Raw genomic sequence first — 26,672 nt, forward strand, 5'->3', positions numbered from 1 at the left:
ATGAACGCGCCCGGTGCCCCCTACGCCGTCACCCCGGGCGTCCCCGGCTTCCTGCCGACCCATGTGGTGCCCAAGGCGGGGCTGGCCACCTGGGCGGCGCCCGACGCGGTCGTGCCCACCGAGCCGCTGGACCCGCTGCTGCCCGTGCAGCTGCTGAGCCGGCTCGGCGACTGGGGGCAGGTGCTGTGCGCCAACGGCTGGTCGGCCTGGGTCGACGCCCGGATGCTCGTCGCCCTCCCGCAGAGCCCGCCCCCGGCCGGCGGCCCCCTCGTGCGCACCGCCGACGCCCGGCGGCTGCTGGCCCGGGTCGAGGAGACGCTGGGCCGCTACCGGCGGGCCGTGGAGGACCTGGCCGCCGGCCGCACGGACGGGCAGGCGTTCCGCCGCGCCACCCAGGGCCTGCGGATCGGGGCCGTGGTCGAGGGGGAGTCGGTCTGGCTGTACGACGCCGAGCACGACCGCTGGTGCTACTGCGACGGCACGGCGACGACGACCTTCGCCGCCCGCGAACCCGCCCCGGCCGCCCCGGACGCCGCCCGTACGCCCGCCCCGGACCCCGCCCCGCCGGAACCCACGCGCATCGACGGCGCCGGCCCCGCGGGCGACGCCGGGCCCGCCGGGCCCACGCGCATCGACCCTCCGGGCGGCCCTCCGCACGCGTCCTCCGGTGACCTCTGATGCCGGCCGCCGACGAGCCCCGCACCCGTCCGGACGCCCCGCCCGGCACCGGGCCGGAAGACATGGTCGGCCGCCAGATCGCGGGCTACCGCGTGGAGAGCGAGATCGGGCGCGGCGGCATGGCCGTCGTCTACTGCGCCAAGGACCTGCGCCTGGAACGCAGGGTCGCCCTCAAGCTGCTCGCGCCCGAACTCGCCCGCAACGACACCTTCCGCGACCGCTTCACGCACGAGTCGCGGGTGGCCGCCGCCATCGACCACCCGCACATCGTCCCCGTGTACGACGCCGGGGAGGCCGACGGCGTCCTGTACATCGCCATGCTCTACGTGGCCGGCCAGGACCTGCAGGCCCACCTGCGCCGCGAGGGGCCGCTGCCCCTGCCCGCCGCCTCGCGGATCGCCGGCCAGGTGGCGTCCGCCCTGGACGCCGCCCACGCGAACAACCTGGTGCACCGGGACGTCAAACCGGGCAACATGCTGGTGGCGCAGGGCACCGACAGCGAACACCCCGAGCACGTCTACCTGACCGACTTCGGCCTGACGAAGAAGTCGCTGTCGCTGACCGGGTTCACCCGGGTGGGGCAGGTCGTCGGCACGCCCGAGTACCTCGCCCCCGAGCAGATCTCCGGGAAGCCGGTCGACGGGCGCTGCGACGTCTACAGCCTGGCCTGCGTGGTGTTCGAGATGCTGACCGGTGCGCCGCCGTTCCGGCGGGACGACGACATGGCGGTGCTGTACGCCCATCAGTTCGACCCCCCGCCGCGGCTCTCGGAGCTCCGCCCCGGGCTGCCGCCGGAGGTCGACGACGTGCTGGCCACGGCGCTGGCCAAGGCGCCGGAGGACCGCTTCGACAGCTGTCTGGCGTTCGTGACCGCGCTGCGGCGGGCCGCGCAGGCCGGGGGAGGTGGGGACGGTGAGGACGGTGGGGGCGTCACGACGACGGCTCCGCCGGAGCCGCCGGCCTGGGCGGCGCCGGTGTTCCCGGAGCGGGGGGAGCGGGCGTAGGGCTCGCCCGGGCACGGCGAACCGGCACGGCGCCGGGGGGCGGTGCCGTGCCGGTTGTGGGGCCGTGCGGGTCAGCCGTTGAAGCTTATCGAGCTGGCCTGGTCGTTCATGGCATCGCCGACATACGGCACGGCGCCGCTGTAGGTCTGACTGAAGCCGAGGTAGTTGCTGTGCTGGTACAGGGTGATGTTGCACTGGCCGGAGGCGACGGAGCTGATCCGGTCGTTCCAGTCGTACAGGTTCTCGAACTCGGAGTAGCGCGTGCAGCCGCTGCTGCCCACGAAGGCCATCGATCCGCCGCCGAAGTCCTTGTCGCCGTACATCGTGCCGAGCACGGACGAGGCGTTCATCGCGAGCTTGGCGCCGTGCTCGTTGCGCGGACCGCTGAGGCGCTCCTGGAACTTGGTGTCCCGCACGGCGGCCCTGGTGTCGTTCGGGGCGTCGGTGACACGGCCGCCGGTGGCGAAGGCGACGGACTCTCTGTAGGTGGAGAAGCAGGACTTGGTGCCGTTGTCGGCGTCGACCACGCAGTGCCGGCTCGTCGTGGCGCGGGCGGAATCGGCCTCCTGGGCGAGGGCGGGCGTGGAGACGGCGGCCAGGGTGGCCAGGGTGCCCAGACCGAGGGCGACGAGGGTGCGTGCGGGCTTCATGGGGTTCCTCCCTGAGGAGAGTGCTGGAGCGGCGCCGGTACGGGCGGTGGCCGTCGTGGCCACGTCGCAGACAGTGCCGTCCTGCGTTCACCGCGCGATAAACGTCACCTGGGCACCGGCCCGGCTAGGCCGGGGGCGCGGCGCTCGACGTCCCCGCCTCCACCTCGCCCCGTCGCCGTACCCGCAGCGCGGCCAGGCTGCCCAGGAAGCCCGCCACGAAGCCCCACAGCAGTCCGAAGCCCACCAGGCGCGGCAGGAGCGCGTGCAGGGAGACGTCGCCGCCGAAGTCGTCGCCCAGGTCGCCGATGCCGAGCAGGGACAGGCCCAGGCGCGCCTCGACCCGGGTCAGGAGCCCGACGACCAGCAGGGTCAGCGCCGCCGCCACGCCGAGCTGCACGGCGTGCTGCCAGGGGCGCCGGCGGGCGGGCGAGCGGACGGCGGTGACGAAGCCGGCCGCGAGCAGCGCCAGGGCGGCCAGGGGCACCAGCAGCCAGGCGCGCGCGTCGTAGTCGGCCAGGGAGGCCAGGTCCAGCGTGGCGGGCCCGTCGCCGTTCTCCCGCAGCACCGCGGCCAGCGGCTTGGGCACCGGCAGCCCGATGTCGGCGCCCGGCACCCGGCCCTCCCAGGCGCCGCCCAGTCCGATGCCGAAGGCCATCCAGGCGAGGTTGGGCAGGCCCAGCAGCAGCACCGCGAACGTCTGTGCGGTGTGGCCTCGGGTGAAGGCCACGACCACGCCCGTCACCAGGCCGATGACGACGTACGCCAGCAGCACCACCAGCATCGCGAAGGCGGCTGGGCGGACCGTGTCCTGAAAGCGCAGCAGCCGTGAGGGCAGGGGCGTCTTGCGGGACACGGCGGTGGCCACGGCCAGCAGCACCAGCAGCCACAGCAGCCCGTAGCCGAGGGTCGCTCCCACGGCCGCCTCGAACCCCACGGTGGGTGTCGCGCCCAGGGCCTCGCCGAGCTCGTCGATGAAGTCCTCGCCCACCTGGATGCGGAAGGTGTGCCGGGCCGCGAGGGCGACGCACAGGATCGCCGGCAGCCACAGCACGGCCGTACGGGCGACCCTGGCGAGCAGTTCGCCCCCGCTCGTCACGGCGTGGTGGCGCAGGGGGAGGAGGAAGACCACGGCGACCGCCAGCGCCCCGGCCAGGGTCACCGACAGCGGTACGACCGCGAGTCCCCCGGCCGTGCTGCCGAGGAAGCCCGCGCCGCCGGAGAGTTCGACGGTGCCGCCCACCGCCGAGACCACGGTGGCCGCGACCACCGAACCGAACGCGTCGTCCGGCAGGTCGCCGGCCCCGGCCGCCCACAGGCCCAGCGCGGCGACGACGTACATGGCGGCCACCCCGGCGGCCACCGCCGCCAGGGCGTCCCACCAGGCGCGCAGCTCGCGCGCCGGGGCCGGGCGGGGCGTCGGTGGCTGACTCACGCTGTCTCCGGACGGTCGACGAGGGGTCGGTGTGGCGGTTCAGCCCAACGTAAGCCCGCCGTTGCCGCACCACCCGTCCGCGCGGGCGGCCGGGGGAATCGCCGGGATTGGGTGGGCCTTCGGGGGGAATCCGTGGCGGAACTGCTCCGCATGCCCGCTTGCGGGACGGGCGGGTTTGGGACACACAATGAGCGCAGGGGCGGTAAAAAGGGATAAATCAAGCGTAGGAGAAGGGCCGTGTCGTCCGAACCGCCGTCAGGAAACCGCCCCACCGGCCCCCCGTCCGGCCCCCTGTCCGGGCGGCGGCCGCAGCAGCCCACCTCCCCCGGGGACCGGGAGCCGACCCGGCCGGACGTGACGGTGCCGCCGCGGCCCGCGGGCGGCGGCGCGGCCGGTCCGACACCACCGGGACCCCCGGCCCCACCGACGGGCGGCCGCGGCACCCCGGGCGAGGGGCCCGGCCGCCGCCGTTCACCCTGGTGGCGCTCGCGCGCCGTCCTGATCTCGGGCGCCGTGGTGGTGGCCGCCGCGCTCGCGGTCTACTTCCTGCGCCAGAGCGGCGGGACCGGCGAGGTCTTCCTGCAGTCCGCCTCCGCCGACGGCCGGGACCCCTTCACCAAGTCGTCGGCGAAGAACTACGGAAACGCGGCGTCCGCCGCCCCCGCCGCCCCGGCCGGCGGAACGGGCGGCGGCACCCGCAGCATCCAGGGCGCCACGCCCGGCCTGTACGGCGGCACCCGCAACAACGCCAGCTGCGACGTCGAGCGCCAGATCGGCTACCTGAACCAGGATCAGACCAAGGCCCGCGCCTTCGCGGGCGCGGCCGGCATCGAGGTGGGCGGCCTGGCCCGCTACCTGCGGAGCCTGACCCCCGTGGCGCTGCGCGCCGACACCCGGGTCACCAACCACGGCTTCAAGGACGGCTCCGTCACCAGCTTCCAGTCCGTACTGCAGGCCGGCACCGCCGTGCTCGTCGACGACCGGGGCCTGCCCCGGGTGCGCTGCGCGTGCGGCAACCCGCTGGGGGCGCCCATCGCCGTGAAGGGCACGCCGAAGGCCAGCGGCGACAGCTGGCCTGCCTACCGGCCGTCCGACGTCGTCGCGGTCGCCCCCGCCGACGCCGTGATGGAGGACATCGTGGTCTACGACACGGAGGCCGGCGAATGGTTCGAACGCCCGGTCGGCACCAAGGGCGAGGACGACCGCACCGTGGCACCTCCCAAGGGCGGCGTCTCGCCCGGACCGACCCGGTCGGAGGCCTCGCCGGGCAGCGCCACCCCCTCGAAGCCGTCGCCCTCCACGCCGCACTCCCCGCCCGAGGTCAAGACCCCGCCTCCGGCGTACGGAGCCCCTCCCGTCCGGGCGAACTGAGCCCGGCCGATGCGTGAGCCGCCCACCGTCCTCCGCCGGGCCGCCGTCGACCTCGACCGGCCGGGCGGACGGGCACGTCCGGGCCGCCCGCCCGGCAGGACCCGCCGGCCGGCCGGCCTCCGCACGGCGTGGGCCCCGCTGCTGCTGACCCTGGCCGCGGTGGTCTACAACGACTGGGTGCTGGAGTTCGTCCTGCCCACCGGGCTCGACTTCAGGCACTCGTACGTGAGCGAGCTCTACGCCGCCGACCAGCCCTTCCACAAACTCTTCGGCAGCATCGAGATCGTGGCCGCGTTCCTCGTGGTCGCCGGCGCGCTGCTGGCGCTGCGCCGGGCGCCCGGCCGGCTGGCGTCGGCCGGATGGTGGTCGCTCGTCGCCTTCGGCGCCTCGTCCGTGGCCGACGTCGTCATCCCCATGCGCTGCGCGCCGTCGGTGGAGAGCCCCTGCGAGGCCGTCAACCCCTGGCACACCACCACCAGCGCGCTGGTGCACGCCGCGCTGTTCGCCTCGATGGCCCTGCTCGTCGCCGCGGCCGCCACCGACCGTCCCCCCAGCCCCCTCCTGCGCCGCTGGGGACCGTGGGTCCTGGGCAGCGCGCTGCTGACGGCACTGTCGACGGTCGGACCGCTGTTCGGGCGGCCGGGCTGGCACGGAATGACCCAGCGGGCCCATCTGCTGCTCGTCGGCGTGTGGTTCGTGCTGCTCGCGGCCGCCTTGTGGGCCGGCACCCGGCGCAGAGCCCTCCCTGACGCCCCGGCAGCGGTCCGGCCGTCCGGCTGAACCCACTCCCCGGCCCGGGGCACGAGCGGTACGTTGCGCGCGGGCCCCCGTGAACGCGCGGTCCGCCCCCCCGTACCGACCGGGCCCGCCCCGGCCCGCACTCCCGGAGGACGAGCGGTGAAGGAGCATGGCGCGACGCCCGCCGGAGCCCCGGCCGCCGTGGGCAGCCTGAGCGAGGGCTTCGCGGCCGCGGTGCGGGCCTTCCCGCGCCGCGTCGCGGTGCGCGAGGGGCCCCGGTCGCTGACCTACCGTGAACTGGACGCCCGCTCCAGGGCGCTGGCGGCGGCGCTGCGCGCGCGGGGCGCACGGCCGGGCCGGCCCGTGGGCATCCTCCTGGAACGGTCGGCGGACCTGGTGGCGGCGGCGCTGGCGGTGCTGCGGACGGGCGCCTCCTACGTACCGCTGGACCCCGCGGCACCCCGGGCGCGCCTGGAGCAGATCCTCCGGCACACCGCGCCGCAGACCGTCGTCACCGCGGGCGGGACGGCGGGGCGGCTGCCGGACGGGCACCCGGCGGTACGGGCCGACGTGCGGCTGCCACCCGCGCCGGAGCGGGAACCGGCCGTCACCGTCGGCCGGGAGGCCCCCGCCTACCTCCTCGTGCCGCCCGGCACCACCGGCCCGACGCGGCCGGTGCAGGTCTCGCACGGCACCGTCCTGCGGCTCTTCGCCCGCGCCGAGAGCCGCTACGGCTTCGGCAGCGACGACATATGGACGCTCTCGCACTCCTTCGCGTCCGACATCCGCGCCTGCGAGATGTGGGGGGCACTGCTGTACGGCGGCTGCGCCGTCGTCGTGCCGCCGGAGGCCGCCGAGGACCCGAAGGCCTTCCGCGAGCTGCTGCGCGCCGAACGGGTGACCGTCCACCTGAGCCGGAGCCCCGCCGCCGTCCGGCGCCTGATCGCGGAGGACAGCCGGGCCGGGGACCGCCTGCCGCTGAAGTGCGTGGTCCTCGGCGACGAGGCCCCGCACGCCCCGGACCTGGGGCCGTGGCGCGCCAAGTACGGCGACGCCGCCCCACGGCTGATCACCCTGGCCGGGACGGAGCGGCGGGCCCGCACCGAACCGTTCGCCCTGACAGCTCCCCAGGACCGCGAGCGGCTGACGGCGGCCGGCGGCATCGAGGACGCCTACCCGGTCACCGCCCTGCAGACGCGGATGCTGCTGCGGAGCACCTGCCGCGGCGGCACGGACGCCTCCTGCGACCTGTTCGTGTTCCGCCTGGGGGCCGCCTACGACCACGACGCCCTCACCCGGGCCGTGGACCGCGCCGTGGACCGCCACGACATCCTGCGGACCTCCTTCCACCTCGCCGGGTACCGCGAGCCGTTGCAGCTGGTGCACCACCACGCCCCCGCCCCGGTGACCGTCCGCGACCTGCGCGGGCTGCCCCGCCACGCGCGCGAAGCGGAGCTCGCCGCCTGGCCGGAGCGGGCGCGCGGCGAGCCGTACTCCTGGGCGGAGCCTCCCCTGGCGCGGTTCCACGCGCACGTCGTCAAGGACGCGGAGTTCCTCTTTTCGCTCGCCTTCCACGGCGCGCTGCTCGACGCGTGGAGCCAGTCGTCACTGATCACCGAGATCCTGGCCGACTTCTGGGCCCTGCGGGACGGCGGCCGCAAGGCGCCCGCCCCGCGCCCGGCCCACCGCTTCGCCGACTGCGTCGCCCGGGAGCGGCGCACGCTCGGCGACCGGGCCGTCCTGGCGTTCTGGTCCCGCGAACTGGACGGCTCCGAACCCGCCCCCGCGACGTGGCCGGCCGACGCGCCGGCCGGCCCTCCGCACGAGGAGGCGACCCGCTTCGGCGGCGTCGACATCACCCCCGGACAGGCCGCGGCCCTCGACGCCGTCGCACGGCACCACCACGCCCGCCTGCGGCACGTGCTGCTCGCCGTGCACGCCCGGGCGGTGGCCGTCCTCACCGGACGCGAGGACGTCCTGCTGGGCGTCGAGTGCGACGGCCGGCGGGACGGCGAGGGCGCCGCGGGCGGCGCCCGCGCGATCGGCCTCCAGCAGAACGTGATGCCCTACCGGCTGCGCACCGGTGGCCGGGCCTCGGGCGAACTGATCCGCGCCGTCCAGGACAAGGAACAGGAGCTCGCGGCCATGAGCGGCTTCCCCTGTACCGGCGAGGGGCGCCCGCCCGCGGTGCGCCGGGCGGCCGACATCCTCTTCGCCTGCACCGACCTGTACGGCTTCGAGGAGCTGGCCGCCGCCACCGACGTCGAACTCCTGGACGCCAAGACCCGCGTCCCCACCGGCGCCGCGCTGCGGGCGGAGTTCACCAGGGACCCCTTCACCCGGCTGCTCGGCCTGGATCTGGAGGCCGACGGGCGGCGGGTGGGCGAGGAATCGCTGCGCGAGGCCGAGGAGATCTACCGCGTCACGATCGCCGACGTCGCGGACGCGGCGCCGGCCGCCGGCCGCCGCCCCCCTCACTCGTCCGGCACGCGGTAGACCACCAGGGCCTCGTTCGCCTTCGTCAGGTTCAGCTCCCGCGGCGCCGGCGCGACTTCGCCGTCGTACGCCAGGTGCGTACCGGCCGCGATCTCCTCGACGTGCAACCGCCGCACCCGCGCCGTCCGCAGCACGGGGGAGTGGCTGAGCCCGCCCGTCACGGCGGCCACGAGCAGACGGGTGCGGGCCAGCCGGCCGCCGTGGACCATGCGCACGTCCAGCACCCCGTCCGCGAGGTCGTGCCGGCGCACCGGGGCCAGCCCCAGGCCGTGGTACGTGCAGTTGCCGGCGAACAGCATCCACAGCCGCCGCTCCCGGCCGTCGACGCGCAGCCGTACCGGGCGGGCGGTGCGCAGGATGTGGACCGCCGCCAGCAGCCCGGCCGGCCAGGTGCCGATGCGCGGCGCCCAGCGCTCGCGCACCCGCACCAGCTCCGGATACGCGCCAATGCTGAAGGTGTTCAGGAAGATGCCGCCGCGCCCGAACCGCGTCACGTCCACGGCCACCGCCTCCCCGGCCTCCATGGCCCGCACCGCGTCGGCGATCGACTCGATGCCCAGGTCGTAGGCGAAGTGGTTGTGGGTGCCGCCGGGCAGGACGGCCAGTGGCAGCCCGTGCCGCACGGCGGTGGCCGCCGCCGCGTTGACGGTGCCGTCCCCGCCGAGGACCCCCAGCGCGCCGCCCAGTTCGGCCGCCCGTTCCGCCGCCGCCTCCAGGGCCGCCGCCAGCGGTGCGGGCCGCCCGTCCGCCTGCCGGTCCCACTCGACGATCTCGGCATGCGGCAGCGCCGTGCGCAGCAACTGCGCCGGGTCCGGCCGGGCGGCGGCCGCCGCCCGCTGTCCGGAGCCGCTGTTGGTGACCACGACCAGGCCCCGGCCGCCGGGCAAGGGCGGGGCGTCCGCGCGGGGCCGGGCCGGGGGAGCGAGCTGGGAGCGGGTGGGCGCCACGCCGCGCACCGCGAAGGCCGCCCCGGCGCCCAGCAGCACCCCCGCCACCACGTCACCGGGGTAGTGCGCCCCGGTGTAGACGCGGGAGAAGCACACGGAGGCCGCCAGCGGCGCCAGGGCCAGGCCCCACGTGCGGTTCTCCAGCATGACGCCCGCCGTGAACGCAGCCGCCGAGGCCGAGTGCCCGGACGGGAAGGACGTGGTGAACGGCTGCCGGGTCAGCCGCCGCACCACCGGCACGACGTCCGTCACGGGCCGCACGCGCCGCACCGACCGCTTGCCGACGGTGTTGACCGTGGCGGAGGCGACGGCCAGCGACGCCACCCCGCGCAGCGCCGCGCGCCGCGCCGGCCGCCCGCCGAGCACCGCCGCGCCGGCCGCCACCGCGAACCACAGCACCCCGTGGTCGGCGGCGTGCGAGAGCCTGGGCAGCACCCGGTCGCCACCGGGCCAGTGGCGGGCGGCGACGCGCTCGAACACGGACCGGTCCCACGTACTCAACATGCTTCGCATCTGCGACGTGTACCCCGTTTACGCCGGGGGGATGCGGGTACCCGGCGGCGGTGATGAGGAGAAACAAGCCCACCGTCGTGGTGGTGACCGGGGCGAGCGGCGGCATCGGCCGGGCCACGGCCCGGGCCTTCGCGGCCCGCGGCGCCTGTGTCGCTCTGCTGGCCCGCGGCCGCAAAGGACTGGACGCGGCGGCCGCGGACGTACGCCGGGGCGGCGGCGAGGCGCTGCCCTTGAGCGTGGACGTGGCCGACCACCGGGCGGTCACCGAGGCGGCGGACCGCGTCGAGGAGACGTTCGGACCGGTGGACGTGTGGGTGAACAACGCCTTCACCGGCGTGTTCGCCCCGTTCGTCGAGATCGAGCCCGACGAGTTCCGGCGCGTCACCGAGGTCACCTATCTGGGCTATGTGTACGGCACCCACGCCGCCCTGTCCCGTATGCTCCCGCGCGACCACGGCACCATCGTCCAGGTCGGCTCGGCGCTCGCCTACCGCGGCCTGCCCCTGCAGTCCGCGTACAGCGGCGCCAAGCACGCCATCCAGGGCTGGAACGAGGCCCTGCGCTGCGAGCTGCTCCACCAGCGCAGCAAGGTGCGTACGACCATGGTGCAGCTGCCCGCCGTCAACACCCCCCAGTTCAGCTGGGTCCTGTCCCGGATGAACGGCCGGCCGCGGCCCGTTCCGCCCGTCTACGAGCCCGAGCTGGCCGCCCGGGCCATCGTCCACGCCGCCGCCCACCCCCACCGCCGGGAGTACTGGGTCGGCGGCAGCACCGTCGCCACCCTCCTCGCCAACGCCGTCGCCCCCGGCCTGCTGGACCGCTACCTCGCGCACACGGCGTACGCCTCGCAGCAGCGCGCCGAGCCCCTGGCCGACCTGCCGCCGGTGAACCTGTGGCACCCCGTCGACGGTGACGGCGGCCACGACTACGGCGCCCACGGCGAGTTCGACGACCAGGCCCACGAGCACGGTGCGCAGCCGTGGCTCTCCGAGCACCGGGGCGCCCTGGCCGCCGGTGCGGCGTTCGTCGCCGCAGCGTTCGCGGCGGCGCGGCTGCGGACGGACCATGGGTGCCATGACCGGTGACAAGGACCTGACCGACGCCCGGCGGCGGACGCTGCTGGCCCGGCACGGCGAGGCGCTCGAGCTGTTCACCGACCGGGTGCACGCCGTGCGCGGTGACCAGTGGGAGGCGCCCACGCCGTGCACCGAGTGGAACGTGCGCGAGCTGGTGAACCACCTCGTCGTCGAACAGCTGTGGGTGCCGTCCATGCTGGACGGCGCGACCGTCGAGGATGTGGGCGAGGTCTTCGACGGCGACCAGCTCGGCGAGGACCCGGTGGCCGCCTGGGACGAGGCGGCCTCCGCCGCCCGCGAGGCCTTCCACGCCCGCGGCGCCCTGACCCGCACCGTCCACCTCTCCTACGGCTCCTCCTCCGCCCACGCCTACTGCGCCCAGATGATCGCCGACCTGGTCGTGCACGCCTGGGACCTCTCCCGGGCGATCGGCGCCGAGGAGCACCCCTCCAAGGCCCTCGTCGACTTCACCCGGCACGAGGTCGAGCCCTACGCCGGCGCCCTGACGGAGTCGGGCCTGTTCGCCGCCCCCGTCGAGCCGCCGCCGGGCGCGGACTCCTGGCAGAGGCTCCTTGCTCAGCTGGGGCGGGAGCCCTGACCTGAGCCCGTGGTGGCTGCGAAGCCGCCGTCGGGGCGTGACGCTGCGCGGCTTGGCTGCACATGAGGAGACGTGATGCCCGGAACCCTGCAGGAGACCTTGCAAGCCTTCGCCTACGGCATGCGCATCGCGCAGATGACGGGAACCGGCACGCCCACATCCCTGCGGCTCGTCCCCCCGTCCGAGTTCCTCATGAACAGGACGCCGGCCGTCCAGGACATCGTCCCCGGATCGCTCGACGGTTCCGTGGACATCCACGCCACACAAAGCCTCGGTACCGTGCTGGGCGACCTGACGGGCAGCGCTCCCGTGGCGGCGGGAGTGTCCGGCGACCTCCTGAACGTCGAAATCGACGTGCGCTGGCGCGTACTCGACCAGCAGGGCCACGTCGTGCCGGGTGTGGCATGGTCGCTCACTCCGGCCACGACCCCGGGTGTGCCGAGCTCGGAGGGCCGGGGCGGAGAAATACACGTGCCGCTGGGCAGAGGCATGGACGTGTTCCTGCCCCTGGTGTTCGTGGAGGCGACGCTGGACCGGCCGACGGCACCACTGGTGAGGGTGGAGGCGGACGTGCGCGTGTACGCCGGGGGCAGTCTGAGCCCCTGGAGCGGCTGGGCCTCCAGCGACTGGATCACCTTGCCGCCCGTCATGGTGCCGGCGATCCCCGTTCCCACCCTGCTGGTGCTGTTCTGGGACGACACCTTGAAGGGAGCGGCCATCATCTTCGTGCCGGCCACGTCTCCCGTGGCCAAGAGCACGGTACTGACCCAGCTCAGGGACCTGATCGGCCTTCTCGGCCCGGTCCAGTCCTCCCTTACGGTCCTGGGATGGCTGCTGCCGCAGCTCAACACGCTCACCGACACACTCGACGCGGTCTATGCCGACGAGCATGACATCGGACTGAACTTCGGCATCCGGGACAGCATCGACGACCTCCAGGACTGGAAGGTGAGGCCCTGGCTGGGACCCTCGAACTTCAATTTCTTCACCACGCGCTGGGACAACGAAGCCACCTCAGCAGTCCTGCTCGGCCCTCCCGGGCGCCAGGCCCGGCTCTTCAACGACAAGTTCTGCAGGGTCGGGCAGGGCCGGCTCGACCTCACTGCAGGCCAGGGGCTGCTGGTGAGAGTCGACAACCTGAACGGAGCGGCTCCTGCGGGGGATCCCCCCGCGGGAGCGACTGTGGCGCGTCCCGCCTCCTCATTCGGGGGTTCACTCAACTCGTTCTGCTTCGCGTGGGCCGACGCGTAGAAGAGGCCCTCGGCCGTGGTGAGGCCGCTCGGCGTCAGGCGTTAGGCTCCCCTGTCACCATCGTCTGTGGGGCGATCGGCCACCGTGCATCTGTGGAGCAGGACGCTGACGGCGGCGGGCATCGTCGAGCCGCGGCTCCGCGACGCCTACACGCAGCAGCGGGAAGTCGTCTCGGCCTACCGGCGCAACGCCTACCTCGCCGTGCGCCTGCTGCTGCCCCCGCAGGTCGTCCCGCATGTCATCGCCGCCACCGCGTTCATGCACCACACCGACGTGCAGGCCGAAGCCGGGCCGTCCGACGCCGCGGGCGGCGACCCGCTCAGCACCTGGGAAGAGCAGGTCCACGAGGCGCTGAGCAGCGGGAACAGCAGCCACCCGGTGCTGCGCCCGCTGGTGCACACGCTCTCCCGCCACCCGGGGCTGCGCGAGCACGTCGAGCGGTTCCTCGCGGGAGCGCCGATGGACAGGGACTTCACGGCTTCGCCGACGAGGCGGCCTACCAGCGGTACGTCGACGGGTACTCGCTCCCGGCCTTCATAGTGGTGGCCGGCCTCGTCCTGGCGCCCGACGCGGACCCCAGGGAAAGCCGTGCCCTGTGCCGGTCCTACATCGACGGCAGCCAGCGACTGGACTTCCTGAACGACCTGGCCGAGGACCTCGGCCACGGCCGCCTGACCCTCCCCGAGGAGACGCTGAAGCAGTACGGGGTCTCCCGCTCCGACCTCGAACGGGGCCTCGACACCCCCGCGACCCGTGCCCTCCTCGAGGGACTTCTCACCCGGAGCCGCGAGGACCTCCTCGCCAGCCGCCCGCTGCCGCGGCTGGCCCCACCCGCCCACCGGGCGTTCGTCCGGGCGTTCGTCACGCTGGAGGGGCTCACCAACGACGCTGCACTGGCGAAGGGCACCGCCCTCCTACGGGGCGCGGCCCGCCCCTCTCCCCGCGCCGCCCTCGGTGTCCTGGCACGGGAATACCACCGCCGCGGCCGCTGACGGGCCGGCGGGCCGGAATTCAGCAACCAGGGCGCGCCGAAAGTCACCGGTGTCCCCCTGCCAGTCCGTAGGCAGGGGCACGCGTCGTTCAGGTGGTCAGGTCAGGTCACTTGTTTCTGCACAGGACGACACCCTCGGTGATGCCCTTGAACGCGCCGGTCATCATGTCGATGGCAAGTCCTTCGGGGCCGCCTGTCACGGTGCCCCAGAGACCGCCCTTGACGATGCTCTTGCCGATTTTCTCGGCCATGCACTTGTCGTGCTCGTCGCTGTTGCTGGAGGCGGGAGCGGCCATGAGGGAGTTCGCCGCCGTCATCTTCTTGACGGTCTTCATCACGGTGGCGGGGGGTGCCGTTGCCCAGGGAGAAGGTCGGGGGCGTCATCGTGCCGGTGACGGTGTCGCCGGTGACGCCTTCGATGGTCTGGGTGACGGTGTTGCCGTCCACCGCGAGACTGACCTTGTGGCTCGTGCCGCTGGTGTCCGTGACGGTACCGGGCTGCACCGTTGCGATCGTGCTGCCGTCGGCGGCGTTGACCTGGACACCGCCCTTGTAGGCGGTCAGCTTGCCGCCTTCGGGCACGTCCACGGTGGCCTTCGCGCTCTTCGCGAGAGCGGCAGGCTTGACGTCGGGGCCGCTGGTGCCGGTGCTGGTGCCGGGCGGGGTCGTGCTGGTGCGGGCGACGTACATGGTGGAGCCGGCCGTCGAGTTGATGACGGGGACGGTCACGGTCGCGTCGGCGGTCCACGGCTGGTTGTCGGTGTCGAGGGTCCACGTGCCGGTGACCTTCTTGCCGACGGCGGCGAAGTCGACCCATCCCGTAGCTCTTGGCCGGGACGTCGATCGCGATGCCGTTCACCGTGGTCTCGTCGGATTGGTAGGTCTGCGTCGCGGTGAGCTGGCTGGAGATCATCGCCTGGACCGGGGTGGTGACACCGACGGAGGTCGAAACGCCCGCGGAGTACGACTGCGCCCACCCGGAGTGGTAGATCGTGGTGAAGACCTGCTTCATGCTGCCACTGGTGTCGTTGTACCAGACCGACGAGGCGGGCTTGCGGGGCAGGACTTCGGGCTGCCCTTCAGACTTCTGTGTCCACGAGCAGGTGGTGGTTTTCTTGGAGCACAGGTTGGCGTAGAAGTCGAGGGCGAGCTGCCTCGCCTCGGCCGCCTTCGACGCGGGGACCGTCCATTCCTGGCTCGCGCTGCCGTTGCAGATGTTGGGCTGGGCGAGAATGCCCCACATGTGCAGGCCGCCCCGGTTGTCCATGCACCACTCAGTGCCGTTGCGGTCGTCGCGGCGGACGATGTCGAACGTGTTGGGCTTGCCGTCGATGGGGCGGAAGTTCCACTGCTCGCCGTCCTTGCCACAGGACTGCTGAACGGCGGGCTGGCTGGCGTAGATGCACTTCCCGGACGAGGTGCTGGCGATGTTGAACGTGCCGGGGGGCGCCGAGCTTGATCAGACGCCAGTTCCGGTAGTTGGTGCCGTCGGGGGTGACGGAGATCTGGTTTCCGTCGTTGTTGCCCGTCGCGTTGAGGGTGCCGTCGGTGTTGGTGAACGTCCAGGCATCGGAGTCCGCGGCCTGCGCCGGGGCGGCGGTGGCGACGACGCCGCCGGTGAGCATGAGCAGGGCGAGGATCGGGGCCGATATGAGGCGTCTGACGCGTCTGAGGCCCTAGGGGTGTCTAGACATGTGGCCTTCCGTGGTGAGTTCGTTAAGCGCCGGTCGTCACTTCGTGAGTGTGCACGGGCTGATGAAATTGGACTGAACACGGGAGGGAGGCGGTAGCGGAGCCCGGCGCCGGCGTCCACGCGCCGGCGTGGCCGAGCGGTGGCCGACCGAGACGAAGACGGGCCTGACGCCCTTCTGGGTACGCACGGCCCGGCCGACCTCCTCCATTTCGTCTAGCAGGGGATCAAAGGCATCTCATCCGTCTGGAGGTCGACCGGCTGTCCGGCGGAGGAGACGCGCTGCCCCTGTGGCTGCGGTCATCCGCCACCGGCCTGACCCAGCGAGGACATCGACGTCCGCGCGGAACGATACGGGCGGTTGGCCGCGTGGGGTGCGACCGCTTTTTCGGTCAGCGGTTGAGGATGCGCACGAGTGTGGTGACGACGGACCCCACGTAGACGGAGAGGGTCGCCACCACCTCCTTCAGCCGGAAGAGGCGGACCCGGCCGTCCCGGATGACGGCGATCTCCTGCCGCTCCACTCGCGCGATCTCGAACTGTTCAAGGCTTCCGGGAGCCGCCCGCTGCCGCAGCTCGGCGAAGCAGTCCCGGAGCCGTGCGATCTCCTGCTCGCGGTACCGCTTGGTCCCGCTCCTGAGCAGGACGAGGGGGACGAGGAGGTAGATGGGGACGCAGAGCAGGAAGAGCAGGAGGAAGGGAGTGGTCCAGGAGACCTGTCGCACAGAGAGCGATAGGAACAGGGAGCAGAACCCGACCAGGGAGATGAGGACGGACACGACGACTCCGCTCAGGAGATCGTGCATGGCCTTCCACCCGTGGCAGCCGTCGGCGTTGGCCGTGTCGAAGGCGTAGGCGACGTCCTTACGGATGGCGAGGAAGAAGGACATCATGCACAGGCCCATGAGGTTGTGCTTGATCATCACGTAGGCGATGCCGGAGGCGACGAGGGCATAGGCGGCAGGGCCGGTAAGCCCGCCGGCTTCGGGGGACGCCCACCAGGAGGCGTAGGCCCGCATGCTCCACTCGCGGCGGGCTTCGTCGTCCGTTCCGGGGGCCAGCCAGAGGAAGACCCCGCCTTCCCGGTAGGCGCCGCTGAGCAGTCCCGCGATGACCAGCGAGACCAGGGCCACTGCCCAGGAGTGCCGGCCGCAGACGGCGAAATACCGGTTGGCTCGCACCAGGGCGACCCGCACCGTCGTCCGGCTGGGCGGGGGCACCAGCATCAGGCCCCTCGCGTGGAGGCCGCTGGGAAAGTCGGCGATGCGCCGACAGTTCTCGAAGGCGATGAGAAGGGTGAACGCGGCGATCACGACATTGATGAGTGAGGGGTAATCCCTGACCAATGGCACGGAGAAGTCGGGGCTTCCGGCGCCGAGACGGACGAGCCGACGGAAGTCCGCCCGGGCCACAGCGGGGAATCCTGGCCGCGTCAGATTTCCGCTGAATCCACTGCAGACGACGAGCGGAAGCAGCTGAACTGGCAGGGAGAGCAGGAGCAGTCGGGGAGGGAAACGACGACGGTGGAACCAGCGGAAGAGAGGGTCGACGTCGTACGCCCGGAGAGCGAGCTCCGCAGAGGTCAACTCCCCACCGGGCACACGGATGACCCGCCACCGCCTGAACGCGCCCCACCACGCCCCCGGACCGAGCATCCGCCCTCCCGATCGCAAGGTACTCGCCACGGGCCGGGATCGGCCCGTTCTCGGCGTTCTTCAGGACTTGCCGAAGAGAAGCGTTACTTGCACGGAAGCCCTGACCAGAACCCAATGCACCAGCCCCACCTCTTCAGGAGGACTCGACCGTCAGCGCAACAAAACTTCGCGTACTGGACGAAACCAGCGCATTCCGTTGCAGCGCCGTAGCACCCGGGCGGGGGAGGCGGGAGCTCTCCCAACGCTGCCTTCTTGCTGTAGATGGCCAAACGCCGGTTGAATCGTACGGCCCTCTCCTCACACTTTGCACACGGGGCTATTCCGATGGACGACGTGATTTTCTTGATTGCCGTGCCCAGCCCGATCTCCTTTGACAAGAGAAAGCCTGGCAGGCGAAGCCGCAGCGTACGCACTTCTGCGCCCGTGGGAGACATGGCCCTCTCCTAGCGAGGTTTGGCGGGGCTGGACTTCTGCCGGGTCGTGTCACCAACCACCTCGTAAGTGAGGGTGTAGCTGGCGCCATCGGCGTTGAACTCTGTCGCCTTTGCCCCCTGGTCCGCCTGGCTGGCGTTGATGAAGTGAACGCCTAGGAGGTCATCGGGATCGAGCCACCAGCCGAGATCCCTCTCCCACACTTCGATTTTCACCCGTGAGTTGGCGCTGAACGGCACGTCGAGATTGATGTCCCACGTCTGGTTCGTATTCATGCTTCGAGTGGCCTCAGCGTAGCGAGATCCGAAGACCTTGATGGTGATATCGTCGTCTCCTGTGTTGTCTTCGGTACTGTTGCACGTCAGGGCATTGAGGCGAGCGATGGGCATGTGGCGTCCTTATGTCTTGCAGCTGAATGACGAATTGAACGCTGACTCGCGACTGATGCGAGGGGGAGTCCTACCCATGAACACGATGGGCGGGTTCGCTTGGAGCTTCTGAACGTGCCTTAACCGTAAGTCACTTCATCGAATGGAGGTAGGGCGCTTCGTGATGCGGATTCGGCGCTCGGCAGCAACACGGCGCGCAGCCGAGGGCAATGCCGTTACAGTGAGAGTAGAGGGGACAGGGGGTCGCAGTGTTTTCTTCCGTTCCTAGCGTCCCGCTATGCAACACGCTCCGCGATATCCCCACCCATGGTCGGTGAGGTCTTTCAGTTTTGCCGTTCCAGGGTGAGTGCTGCAGTGATAGGCCCTCGTCGACTTCACCCGGCACGAGGTCGAGCCCTACGCCGGCGCCCTGACGGAGTCGGGCCTGTTCGGCGAACCCGTCGAGCCGCCGCCGGGCGCGGACTCCTGACAGAGGCTCCTTGCTCAGCTGGGGCGGGAGCCCTGACCTGAGCCCGTGGTGGCTGGGAAGCCGCCGTCGGGGCGTGACGCTGCGCGGCTTGGCTGCACATGAGGAGGCGTGATGCCCGGAACTCTGCAGGAGACCTTGCAAGCCTTCGCTTACGGCATGCGCATTGAGCCGGTGACGAGCATCGGCGCGCCCACGCCCCTGCGGCTCGTCCCTCCGCTCGAGTTCCTCATGAACAGGACGCCGGCCGTCCAGGACACCGTGTCTGCCCGGTGTGGCGTGGTCGCTGACTCCGGCTACTCCCCGGGTGTGCCGAGCTCGGAGGGACAGGGCGGAGAAATCCACGTGCCGCTGGGCAGAGGCATGGAGGTGCTCCTGCCCTTGGCGTTCGCACTCGTTCTGTTTCGCGTGGGCCAAAGCGTGAGGCAGGTCGAGTACGGAACGCGCTCAGTGGCCCGCAAGTGACTAGGCGCTCACATAGGTGTGTGGGATGTTTGCGGACGGTTGTCCGGTGGCCGCTTCAGGCCCGGAATCGAGGAGAATGCGCATGGACACTCCCGCGTTATCCCGACGCACCGCCCTGCGCGCGGCCACCGGCCTGGCCGTCGGAGGTGCCACCCTCGGCTTGGGCGCCCCGGCGGCCCACGCCGCCGGTCAGTTCCAGGACGTCCGCCAGTTCAAAGGCACCTGGCTGGGTAGCTACGACGGCCGCAACGCCCGGTTGACCATCACTGTGGTGGGCGTGGGGCCCGGCTTCTTCCACGTCGGTTTCGAATACGTGGACCTGGACCGCAGCCTGCGCTACACGGCTTCCCTGGACGGCATCGCGGCCAGTACCCGCCAGTTCCACAACCTGATCCTCAACGGTCCGGACCAGCTCCTGTGGCCGCGGCTGAGCCTGCACACGTGGAACACCGACTATCTCTCCGGCGTCTCCCAGTGGAGCAACGCCGACTACGGCTTCTCCTTCGCCCGTGAGGGCGTGGCCGAGCCGTACATCACCCCGCCACGCCGTTTCAATGGCTCTAGCTCTGCCGACGTGCTCGGCGGATACCTCAGCACGGGGCCTATCAGCCTTCCCGTGGTCCACGATCATTACGCCCACTACGAGGGGCGTATCGACGGACGTGCAGCGCAGCTCAATACCTATGCCGCCAATAACGGAGGGGGGCGTATCTACTTCGAGCTGTGGGACAACGCGACGGGCTGGTACACCTGGTTCGACCGCACCAGCACGGTGGATTGGCGCCATCCGTTGTGGCCGGACGCCTGGATGGCGGCACTGACCAAGAACACGGGTGACCTCCGCCTCAGAGGTCTGTTCTGGCACACGTGGAACTGCTGGTACGTCTCTGGGGAGACGGTGTGGAACGGGCAGTATTACGGGATGTCCTTCACTCGTCGCACCCGTTTCGCCAACCCTGACGGGTCGTAGTCGTCGGCCGAGGCCCACCGCGTCACAGAGGACCGGGGCAGCGGCAGGCGCTGTCCCAGCAGCCAACCAAGAGGGCACTCGAGGCTTGCTGCGAGAGGGAACCATCGAACGGTTCGCGCACCGCCGCTACGGCCCCGGAGGCGCGACGCGTTGACGGTCTTGCGATTGCTACTCGGTGCTCGGCCAGAACTGGATCAGCCAGTGCTCGACAGCGTCTTCGGTAGGCCCGTCGACTTCGTCTTCCTCGTCTTCGTCGAGTGTGTCGTCGATGACCTGAGGTGGCTCTTCTCCACGGACGGGCGCTTCATCGCGGCGTCTGAGGAGGCGGAGGTCGTATCGGCCGCTCGGGAGGTTCAGCTGCCCGAAGTAGGTGCCGAAGAGGCCGAGTACGGACACGTTGTCACCAAGGGTGACGCCATTGAAGATCCGTTGGTAGTCCCAGCCTCCGGGCGGGGTGCTCTCAGGAGCGTGGGAGAGGTGCTCGAGCGTCATTGCCGGGTAGAAGGACGGGTCGTGGCTGCTGAGGCGCAGGCCTTCTGCTGGAATCATCACGACGTCGTCGTTGTCGGGCTGTTGAGAGAAGGCGATTGCGCCGATGTCGATGGTGCTGTGATGGACTGATGGGCGTAGATCTACAGAAGACAGCAGTGGCATGTTGACCCACGCTAATCCTGCGGCGTGCTCGCGGGCTTGGTTCCCGCCTGATCTGGAACGGTGTGCTGGGGTCAGCCCAGGGCGATCAGCGCATCCCAGCCGGTGTCGTTGACCTCTTCAGAGCGACTGATAAAGGGGAAGTCGCCGGCGGAGTCAGCGGCAGGAACGCCCATGCCTGTTTGCCAGTGGTCCGTGGCGCCCTGGGGTAGGCGCGGGCCAGCTCGGCGGGGTCGGCGAAGAAGGACGGGGTGCCGGTGGCCAGGGCGCGGCCGGCGGGAGCAGGACGGTCAGGGCAATCACCTGACGCGGCCTCTCGGCCCAGCTCAACGGCGCCGACACCATCAACCGGCAGTCGTGCGCAAATGGACAACACCTGTGCAGTGCGGGTCAAGGCCCCTGGCAAGGCAGGGCGGTTGACTGAAAGCCGCGGAAGCTTCGGCGACGCCGGACACGCAGACCGGGAGGAACCATGCGTACACGAATCTGGGCCTCGGGAATCCTACTGGGGGCCACGCTCCTGGCGGGCGGGATCACCACGGCCACCGCGCAGGCGGCGTCGATGACGTCTGCCACCACGGGAGCGGCGGACGCGGCGGTCGTCCCGCCCGGCAGGGCATTCATCGGGTACTACCCCAGCAGCACGGCGTGCCACATCGTGGGGACGTCGATGGCCTCAAGGGAAGCCGCGGATACACCCTGTATATCTACGTGTAGTGACGTAGCCGCCGCCCGATCACCGGAACGTGCGCCCGACCGTGCGCCCGTGCCGGTTGCGGCTGTCCTCGACTGTCAGCGCGAGGTGCCCGTCGGTTCCCGCGCAGCCGAGTGGCGGTAGTCGCGAGGGCTGATCCCGTAGGCGCACGGAAGGTGCGGCTGAAGTCGGCAGGGTTGGGGAAGCCCCAGCCGGCGGCGATGGAATGAATGGGGCGGCCCAGCAGGAGAGGGTCGGCCAGGTCGCGGCGGCAGTTCTCCAGGCGCCGCTCCCGGATCCAGGCGCCCACGGTCAGGCCCTGGTCACGGAAGAGCGCGTACAGATGCCGGGTGGAGATCCCGTGCGAAGCAGCGACGGCTTCGGGCGTCAGACCCGGATCCCGCAGCCGCTGCCGGATGTAGTCGTGGATGCGTGCCTGCAGGGCACGTCTGCGGGCCTCCGGGCCCATCTTCGCCTCGGCGTACACCGGCCGAGCAAGGACGCCAGGAGATCCACAGTGGTCCGGCTCAGGGCCGGGACGTCGGCCGGTGTGAACTCCCCGGCGCGCGTCACGAGCTCCGCGAGCCAGCGGTGGAAGACGCCGCCCAGGCCGCACGAGGCGGAAATCGGGACGGCGGTCATGCGCCGCACCCCGTTCTCCGGCAGCGGCACCAGGCTCCGGGGCATCTGGACGACGATCGACGACCAGGTGCCGGAAGCCGGGGCCAGACAGCCGCTGAACGGCCGGCTGCTGTCCGCGACGATGATCTCCCCGGCGCGGAACGCCGCGTCCCGCCCTGCCTGTGACAGGCCGCCCGTCCCATGGATCATGCCGAGGACCTGGTGCGCCTCTCCGTCGCTCGGCCGGATCAGCTTCGGCGTCCGCACGACCTCCAGATGTGGAACGTCCATCAGCGACAGTTGAACGCCGCCCAACGACAGACTGCGCATCCTCGCCCTGAAGTCGTCCCGACGCTCACTGCGCATCCAGTTGCGCATGTGCGACCCGGCGGCGAACTCCTCGAACAACGCGAACGGCTCCGGTGCGCACACGGACTCCTAGGACATGTCCGGCCGATCATGCAATCGCTTGAGGCATATCTCATCGATGTAGCCAGGGACGAGGACGATCTGACGAGGTGCCGGTTGCGAGTGCCCAGAAAGGCCGTGAGGACAGGCCTTAGTTGATTCAGGGCGCACGAGACGCGCCGACCTGCGAGTTTACAGGGATTCATGCCCTGTCCGACCATCCGACACCCAGGACGACAAGCACTGTGGCCAAGGGTAAATTGGAAGAGTCGGCGAATGTGAACATCTACCGAGACGCCAATCATCCGCTTCCGTGTCGAGGTAAACGCGTAGCGCAGTTTTCCTGGCCTTCGGGCGAATGAGGTAAGAAGGAACCGGAGATGGCAAACTATTACGACGTGGAATCCTATGGGGCGGTGGCCGATTGGGGGGCAGGGCGCACCGGAACAATTCTGCCCAGTTCTCCGGATGTACTCAGGGTAAATTCCGCAGTGCAGCTGTCCATTGGGCAGAAGATCGCTATCGCGGGAATCGCCGGTACGAGAACAATCGTTGATGTGACTCCCAACAAAGTCATCATCAGCCCTGCCGTTGACTTCCCTGACGAGACACCGGTGACGGACGCCGCCTTCTACACGGACAACTACGATGCCTTCGTAGCGGCTCTTGCCGCTATGCGGGCCGATCAGAACGCTGTCCGCCAACTCGTCGCGAAAGGCTGGTTCTACATCGGCCAGACGCTCACCATCGCGCAGACGGTACACCTCGAAGGGGTCGGCGATGCACGAGCTGACCTGCATGCCTCCAAAGTCGGCAGCCGAAGCAACCCGGGCACGTGGCTGCTATTTCCCAAGAACATTGACGGCATCCGTCTCAAATCTGCATTTCCGGCGGACCCGGGCGGACCGGCGCAGAGCGCCGAGCGGACTAAGCTGAGGAACTTCTCCATCTCGTGCCTCGACCGCACAACGACAAGTGGGCACGGGATCTTTTCGACCGTAACTTTCGACGCGGAGTGTGTCACGGTCGAAAATTTCGGCGGGAACGGGTTCCATCTATTCGGCTGGGTCGGTTCGCCGGTGAACCCGACGGGCACGCCGATGCTTTCGAGCCTCTGGAACTGTTTCACCCTGAACAACCATCACGGTTTCCATCTCGAAGGTACGCAGTGCGGCTCCTGTCGCGTGCTGCTGTGCAATGCTCAGGGCAACCGCGCGGTGGGTTTCTACGATCAGGCAGGGGCTGGTGGTACGGCCTACGCCTTCTGCCACGCGAATTCAAACGGAGTGTACAACTACCAGACCGTGGGCGCCGGCTGTCTCGCTACATTTTTCCATTGCTACAACGAAGGGCAGCTGAACTGCTCTTTCGAGGGAATGCCAACGGTCATCGGGAGTAATCTGACGAAAGGAGCGTCCCCAGAGACCAGCCCGGTTTTCGAAATTGTACACGGCGAGGCGTCAAGAAGGCCGTTTGAATACGTGAACCGCAGGGAAAGCAACGATAGGAGCGTCAGGTCTCGGCTCGGAGAAAAGGTCAATCGAAAGAGGATGTCTTTCCTGTCTTTCGAGATTCTGGGCCCCCCGGGTGAGCATGAAAAGGACTACATCGAGACGTCGGAACTCAGGTACGGCGGAAACGCCCAGCCGTGGTTGATCTGGGAGAACGACAACACCGGCCAACGTGAGTATATGCGTTTTCCGACGATACTCGGGAACGTTCGGTCTCCGGCTCCGTGGTTCAGTAATGGGATCTATCTCGGCCTGGCCCCTGCGGAAATTCCCGGGATTGGTGGAAACGCCCAGGTTCGGATCACTGCGTCGCGGGGGCTGCCAGCGGTGCAACGCACCAACACACCGCTTACCTATGAGGTCGGCGACACCGTGTGGGAGGCTAATCCGAAAGGCGAAAACGCCGCGTGGGAGGTAGATCCAAAAAGGGGGGGAAAGCGCTTCGCACGCCGGTGTGTCGCCGCAGGCACGCTCTTCACGACCGCAGCGCTGGGCCAGGGGCAGGTCGACAATCCAGGAACCCTCATCTTTGTCATTTTGCCCAACAATCTAGCTGTTGGGCAGTATATATCAGTTGAAAGGCTTGACGGCGGAGAGAGGAAGAAGATCACCGGAATTGACAAGGACGAGAGGAAGGTGACGTACACGCCTCGGAATGGCACGGTTGGTGCTGCAGACGTCTCTTTCGCCACTCCCGAATTTGAAACGCTCTACGCCGCGAACGGCCCATCTGTCACGACGGCTAGAGATGTGACGATCACGGCCGACCAGCGGTTCGTCACCGTAACGGCTTCGGGAATAGTCGTGAAGCTGCCCAATTCCCCGCCTGAGAAAATCCCGTTCGATGGTGAGACGCATGAGATCAAGGGTAACGGTGCGTTCGCCGTCACAATCGATGGCAACAAAGCCAATATCGACGGAGCCGCCGACTACACGCAGCCAACGAACCGAAGCAATACGCGGGTCCGTTTCAACGGCACAAGCCGCGAATGGGAAATCAGATGACCTGCGGCTTGCTACTGGACTTGTCCGGGCGATCAAGTTCGTAGCCAGATGGTGAGGGCTGCCGCTGTCGCGGTGCCGAGATAGACGTAGCCGCGCTTGTCGTAACGCGTGGCGACTGCCCGGGACAGTTTCAAGCGGTTGATCGCCCGTTCGACGGTGTTGCGCTTCTTGTAGCGGTTCTCGTCGAAGCCGGGTGGCCGTCTGCCGCGTGAGCCTTTGCGCAGGCGGGCGGCCTGGCTGTCGGTCTTCTCCGGGATCGTGTGCCGGATACCGCGGCGCCGCAGGTACTGGCGGCATGGCCCGTTGCTGTAGGCCTTGTCGGCCGCGAGGCTGTCCGGTTTCTTGCGGGGCCGGCCCGGCCCGGGCCGCGGCACGCGGATCTTCTCCAGGACAGCCTTGAACTGGGTGCAGTCAGCCCGCTGGCCCGCGGTGACGATCAGGGACAGCGGGCGGCAGCGGCCGTCCGCGCTCAGGTGGAGCTTGCTGGTGAACCCGCCGCGCGAGCGGCCCAGGCCCTCGCCTCCAGCACCACCTCCACCAGGCGGGCGACCAGGCTCTGCCATGGTGCTTCGTCCTGGTGTTCCACCGGTTCGGCCCCCTTTGACGGGAGAGCCGGCGGCGGGTCGGTCCGGGCGCCGGCCGCATGCTGATGCGCACGGACGATGGTGGAGTCCACCGAGATGTCCCAGTCGATCTCGCTTGCGGCGTCGGCTGCGGCCTGGACCTGCTGGAGCAGTCGTTCCCAGGTACCGTCGGCCGACCACAGCCGGTGGCGCTCATAGACGGTCTTCCACGGGCCGAACCGTTCGGGCAGGTCCCGCCACTGAACTCCGGTTCGCACCCGGTGCAGAATCCCGTCGATCACCTGCCGGTGATCCCGCCACCGGCCGCAACGCCGGTTGCTGACAGGCAGGAACAGCCGCAGCCGTTCCCACTCGGCATACGTCAGATCACCCCGCCCCATGTCCACGTAACGACCTCGGTGCGGAGTAGTCACATGATCGGCCGGACGGGTCCTAGGTCGTGTCTCTTCGATCAGGTGACTCGTTGTTCTGGGCATGCTCAGCAGGGGGGATCTGACCGATGGCGAGTGGGCGGTGCTGGAGCCTTTACTGCCCAGGAGTAACAACCGGTGCGGGCGGTGGCGAGACCACCGGCAGGTGATCAACGGGATCATTTACCGGCTCGGCACTGGTTGCCAGTAGCGTCAGCTACCAGCACGCTTCGGCCCATGGCAGACCGTCCATAAGCGACACCTGTTGTGGTCAGCCGACGGCACATGGGAGAGGCTGCTCCAGCACGTTCAGGCTGTCGTCGACGAGGCGGGGGATATCGACTGGGACATCAACGTCGACTCGACCTCCGTCCGCGCCCATCACCATGCCGCAGGGGCCCCGAAAGCGCCGCCGAAGCACTCAAAGGGGGCCGGCCAAAGATCAGTTCATGCGTGCCGCGCACATGCACCTGAAGTCGCCGACGAGGGGCCTTGGCCGCTCCGGGGCGGGCTGACGACGAAGATTCACTTGGCGGCCGACGGCAAGTGCCGGCCGCTGTCATTGGTCATCACTCCGGGCCAGCGGGCGGACTGCACTCAATTCGAGGCGGTCATGGACAAGATTCGCGTACCCCGCATAGGGAGCGGACGTCCCCGATGCGCCCCCGACAGCGTCAGCGCGGACCGGGCATACAGCAACGGCATCATCCGCGCCTACCTGCGTCGGCGCGGTCTTCGGCATGTGATCCCGGAGAAGAGCGACAGCCAATCGGCGCGTCGGCGCAGAGGGTGGCGTGGGGGGCGGCCGCCAGGTTTCGACACAGCCCGGTACAAGAAGCGCAACACCGTGGAGCGGGCCGTGAACAAGCTGAAGCAGTTCAGAGCCGTGGCCACACGCTACGACAAGAGAGGCTACGTCTACCTCGGGGGCGTTACTGCGGCGTCCCTCTTGATCTGGATGCGAACCTGAAGTCGT

General features: G+C 70.1%; 22 protein-coding genes and 4 pseudogenes. 14 read left to right on the forward strand and 12 right to left on the reverse strand.

Annotated features, from left to right (window positions below):
• Together ACIGXW_RS31335 and ACIGXW_RS31340 are read left to right on the forward strand one after the other, a co-directional pair.
• Window positions 1-678, forward strand: a complete 678-nt coding sequence (locus ACIGXW_RS31335) for a hypothetical protein (RefSeq protein WP_399576293.1) — start codon at window positions 1-3, stop codon at window positions 676-678.
• On the forward strand, window positions 678-1,682 hold the full coding sequence (locus ACIGXW_RS31340; protein WP_399576295.1) for a serine/threonine-protein kinase: 1,005 nt from the start codon (window positions 678-680) through the stop codon (window positions 1,680-1,682). The genes ACIGXW_RS31335 and ACIGXW_RS31340 overlap by 1 nt, the downstream gene beginning before the upstream one ends.
• 71 nt (window positions 1,683-1,753) lie before the next feature.
• Here the strand turns inward: ACIGXW_RS31340 and ACIGXW_RS31345 are convergent, their stop codons facing one another.
• Together ACIGXW_RS31345 and ACIGXW_RS31350 are read right to left on the reverse strand one after the other, a co-directional pair.
• Window positions 1,754-2,332 carry a peptidase inhibitor family I36 protein gene (locus ACIGXW_RS31345; protein WP_399576297.1) on the reverse strand — a complete coding sequence of 193 codons (579 nt, stop codon included), beginning with the start codon at window positions 2,330-2,332 and terminating at the stop codon, window positions 1,754-1,756.
• A 124-nt stretch (window positions 2,333-2,456) separates the two neighbouring features.
• A complete protein-coding gene (locus ACIGXW_RS31350; protein ID WP_399576299.1) occupies window positions 2,457-3,764 on the reverse strand; it encodes a streptophobe family protein in 1,308 nt (435 codons plus the stop codon).
• A gap of 237 nt (window positions 3,765-4,001) precedes the next feature.
• Between ACIGXW_RS31350 and ACIGXW_RS31355 the strand changes: the two genes are divergently transcribed.
• The 3 genes from ACIGXW_RS31355 to ACIGXW_RS31365 all read left to right on the forward strand — a co-directional run bounded on the left by ACIGXW_RS31355 (window position 4,002) and on the right by ACIGXW_RS31365 (window position 8,369).
• Window positions 4,002-5,135: a DUF6777 domain-containing protein gene (locus ACIGXW_RS31355; protein WP_399576301.1), complete on the forward strand. Its 1,134-nt coding sequence runs from the start codon at window positions 4,002-4,004 to the stop codon at window positions 5,133-5,135.
• A 9-nt stretch (window positions 5,136-5,144) separates the two neighbouring features.
• Window positions 5,145-5,915, forward strand: coding sequence for a DUF998 domain-containing protein (locus ACIGXW_RS31360; protein WP_399576303.1), 771 nt, complete (start codon window positions 5,145-5,147; stop codon window positions 5,913-5,915).
• A 117-nt stretch (window positions 5,916-6,032) separates the two neighbouring features.
• A complete protein-coding gene (locus tag ACIGXW_RS31365) occupies window positions 6,033-8,369 on the forward strand; it encodes an AMP-binding protein (protein WP_399576305.1) in 2,337 nt (778 codons plus the stop codon).
• Here ACIGXW_RS31365 and ACIGXW_RS31370 read toward each other — a convergent pair.
• The gene (locus ACIGXW_RS31370; RefSeq protein WP_399576307.1) at window positions 8,348-9,829 is read right to left on the reverse strand and encodes a bifunctional phosphatase PAP2/diacylglycerol kinase family protein; all 1,482 of its coding nucleotides are present in this window, start codon (window positions 9,827-9,829) and stop codon (window positions 8,348-8,350) included. The genes ACIGXW_RS31365 and ACIGXW_RS31370 overlap by 22 nt on opposite strands.
• Window positions 9,830-9,882: 53 nt before the next feature.
• On the opposite strand from ACIGXW_RS31370, the gene ACIGXW_RS31375 reads away from it, so the two are divergent.
• From ACIGXW_RS31375 to ACIGXW_RS31390, 4 genes and pseudogenes are all read left to right on the forward strand, one after another.
• Window positions 9,883-10,914, forward strand: coding sequence for an SDR family oxidoreductase (locus ACIGXW_RS31375; RefSeq protein WP_399576309.1), 1,032 nt, complete (start codon window positions 9,883-9,885; stop codon window positions 10,912-10,914).
• Complete coding sequence (locus tag ACIGXW_RS31380) at window positions 10,904-11,503, forward strand: TIGR03086 family metal-binding protein (RefSeq protein ID WP_399576311.1); 600 nt, start codon at window positions 10,904-10,906, stop codon at window positions 11,501-11,503. Before ACIGXW_RS31375 ends, ACIGXW_RS31380 begins: the two co-directional genes overlap by 11 nt.
• Before the next feature lie 75 nt (window positions 11,504-11,578).
• A complete protein-coding gene (locus ACIGXW_RS31385) occupies window positions 11,579-12,754 on the forward strand; it encodes a hypothetical protein (RefSeq protein ID WP_399576313.1) in 1,176 nt (391 codons plus the stop codon).
• Between the two features lie 201 nt (window positions 12,755-12,955).
• Window positions 12,956-13,746 (forward strand): annotated as a pseudogene (locus ACIGXW_RS31390) (phytoene/squalene synthase family protein).
• 106 nt (window positions 13,747-13,852) lie between these two features.
• Here ACIGXW_RS31390 and ACIGXW_RS31395 read toward each other — a convergent pair.
• Window positions 13,853-14,083, reverse strand: coding sequence for a hypothetical protein (locus ACIGXW_RS31395; protein WP_399576315.1), 231 nt, complete (start codon window positions 14,081-14,083; stop codon window positions 13,853-13,855).
• A gap of 11 nt (window positions 14,084-14,094) precedes the next feature.
• Here ACIGXW_RS31395 and ACIGXW_RS31400 point away from each other — a divergent pair, with 11 nt between their 5' ends.
• The gene (locus tag ACIGXW_RS31400; protein ID WP_399576317.1) at window positions 14,095-14,301 is read left to right on the forward strand and encodes a hypothetical protein; all 207 of its coding nucleotides are present in this window, start codon (window positions 14,095-14,097) and stop codon (window positions 14,299-14,301) included.
• Window positions 14,302-15,019: 718 nt separating this feature from the next.
• Here the strand turns inward: ACIGXW_RS31400 and ACIGXW_RS31405 are convergent.
• The 4 genes and pseudogenes from ACIGXW_RS31405 to ACIGXW_RS31420 form a co-directional block, all read right to left on the reverse strand.
• Window positions 15,020-15,370 carry a hypothetical protein gene (locus tag ACIGXW_RS31405; protein ID WP_399576319.1) on the reverse strand — a complete coding sequence of 117 codons (351 nt, stop codon included), beginning with the start codon at window positions 15,368-15,370 and terminating at the stop codon, window positions 15,020-15,022.
• 201 nt (window positions 15,371-15,571) lie between these two features.
• Window positions 15,572-15,661: pseudogene (locus ACIGXW_RS31410) on the reverse strand (endonuclease V); the annotation flags it as partial.
• A gap of 166 nt (window positions 15,662-15,827) precedes the next feature.
• Window positions 15,828-16,748, reverse strand: coding sequence for a hypothetical protein (locus ACIGXW_RS31415; protein ID WP_399576418.1), 921 nt, complete (start codon window positions 16,746-16,748; stop codon window positions 15,828-15,830).
• Window positions 16,749-17,533: 785 nt separating this feature from the next.
• Window positions 17,534-17,911, reverse strand: coding sequence for a hypothetical protein (locus tag ACIGXW_RS31420; protein ID WP_399576321.1), 378 nt, complete (start codon window positions 17,909-17,911; stop codon window positions 17,534-17,536).
• Between the two features lie 580 nt (window positions 17,912-18,491).
• Here ACIGXW_RS31420 and ACIGXW_RS31425 point away from each other — a divergent pair.
• Window positions 18,492-18,842, forward strand: a complete 351-nt coding sequence (locus ACIGXW_RS31425; protein WP_399576323.1) for a hypothetical protein — start codon at window positions 18,492-18,494, stop codon at window positions 18,840-18,842.
• Window positions 18,843-18,924: 82 nt separating this feature from the next.
• Window positions 18,925-19,812, forward strand: coding sequence for a hypothetical protein (locus tag ACIGXW_RS31430; RefSeq protein WP_399576325.1), 888 nt, complete (start codon window positions 18,925-18,927; stop codon window positions 19,810-19,812).
• 168 nt (window positions 19,813-19,980) lie between these two features.
• Here ACIGXW_RS31430 and ACIGXW_RS31435 read toward each other — a convergent pair whose 3' ends face one another.
• The 3 genes from ACIGXW_RS31435 to ACIGXW_RS31445 form a co-directional block, all read right to left on the reverse strand.
• The gene (locus ACIGXW_RS31435) at window positions 19,981-20,466 is read right to left on the reverse strand and encodes a hypothetical protein (protein WP_399576327.1); all 486 of its coding nucleotides are present in this window, start codon (window positions 20,464-20,466) and stop codon (window positions 19,981-19,983) included.
• A gap of 704 nt (window positions 20,467-21,170) precedes the next feature.
• Window positions 21,171-21,626, reverse strand: a complete 456-nt coding sequence (locus tag ACIGXW_RS31440; RefSeq protein WP_399576329.1) for a helix-turn-helix domain-containing protein — start codon at window positions 21,624-21,626, stop codon at window positions 21,171-21,173.
• Window positions 21,545-22,210, reverse strand: coding sequence for a hypothetical protein (locus ACIGXW_RS31445; RefSeq protein WP_399576331.1), 666 nt, complete (start codon window positions 22,208-22,210; stop codon window positions 21,545-21,547). Before ACIGXW_RS31445 ends, ACIGXW_RS31440 begins: the two co-directional genes overlap by 82 nt.
• Window positions 22,211-22,566: 356 nt before the next feature.
• On the opposite strand from ACIGXW_RS31445, the gene ACIGXW_RS31450 reads away from it, so the two are divergent.
• Window positions 22,567-24,702 (forward strand): hypothetical protein, encoded by a 2,136-nt coding sequence (locus ACIGXW_RS31450; protein WP_399576333.1) that lies wholly within the window; start codon window positions 22,567-22,569, stop codon window positions 24,700-24,702.
• Between the two features lie 32 nt (window positions 24,703-24,734).
• On the opposite strand, the pseudogene ACIGXW_RS31455 reads toward ACIGXW_RS31450, so the two are convergent.
• Window positions 24,735-25,666, reverse strand: a pseudogene (locus ACIGXW_RS31455) (IS5 family transposase).
• 94 nt (window positions 25,667-25,760) lie between these two features.
• Between ACIGXW_RS31455 and ACIGXW_RS31460 the strand changes: the two are divergent.
• Window positions 25,761-26,666 (forward strand): annotated as a pseudogene (locus ACIGXW_RS31460) (IS5 family transposase).
• Window positions 26,667-26,672 lie beyond the last annotated feature (6 nt).

Source organism: Streptomyces sp. NPDC053079 (assembly GCF_044546695.1).
Classification (GTDB): Bacteria; Actinomycetota; Actinomycetes; order Streptomycetales; family Streptomycetaceae; genus Streptomyces.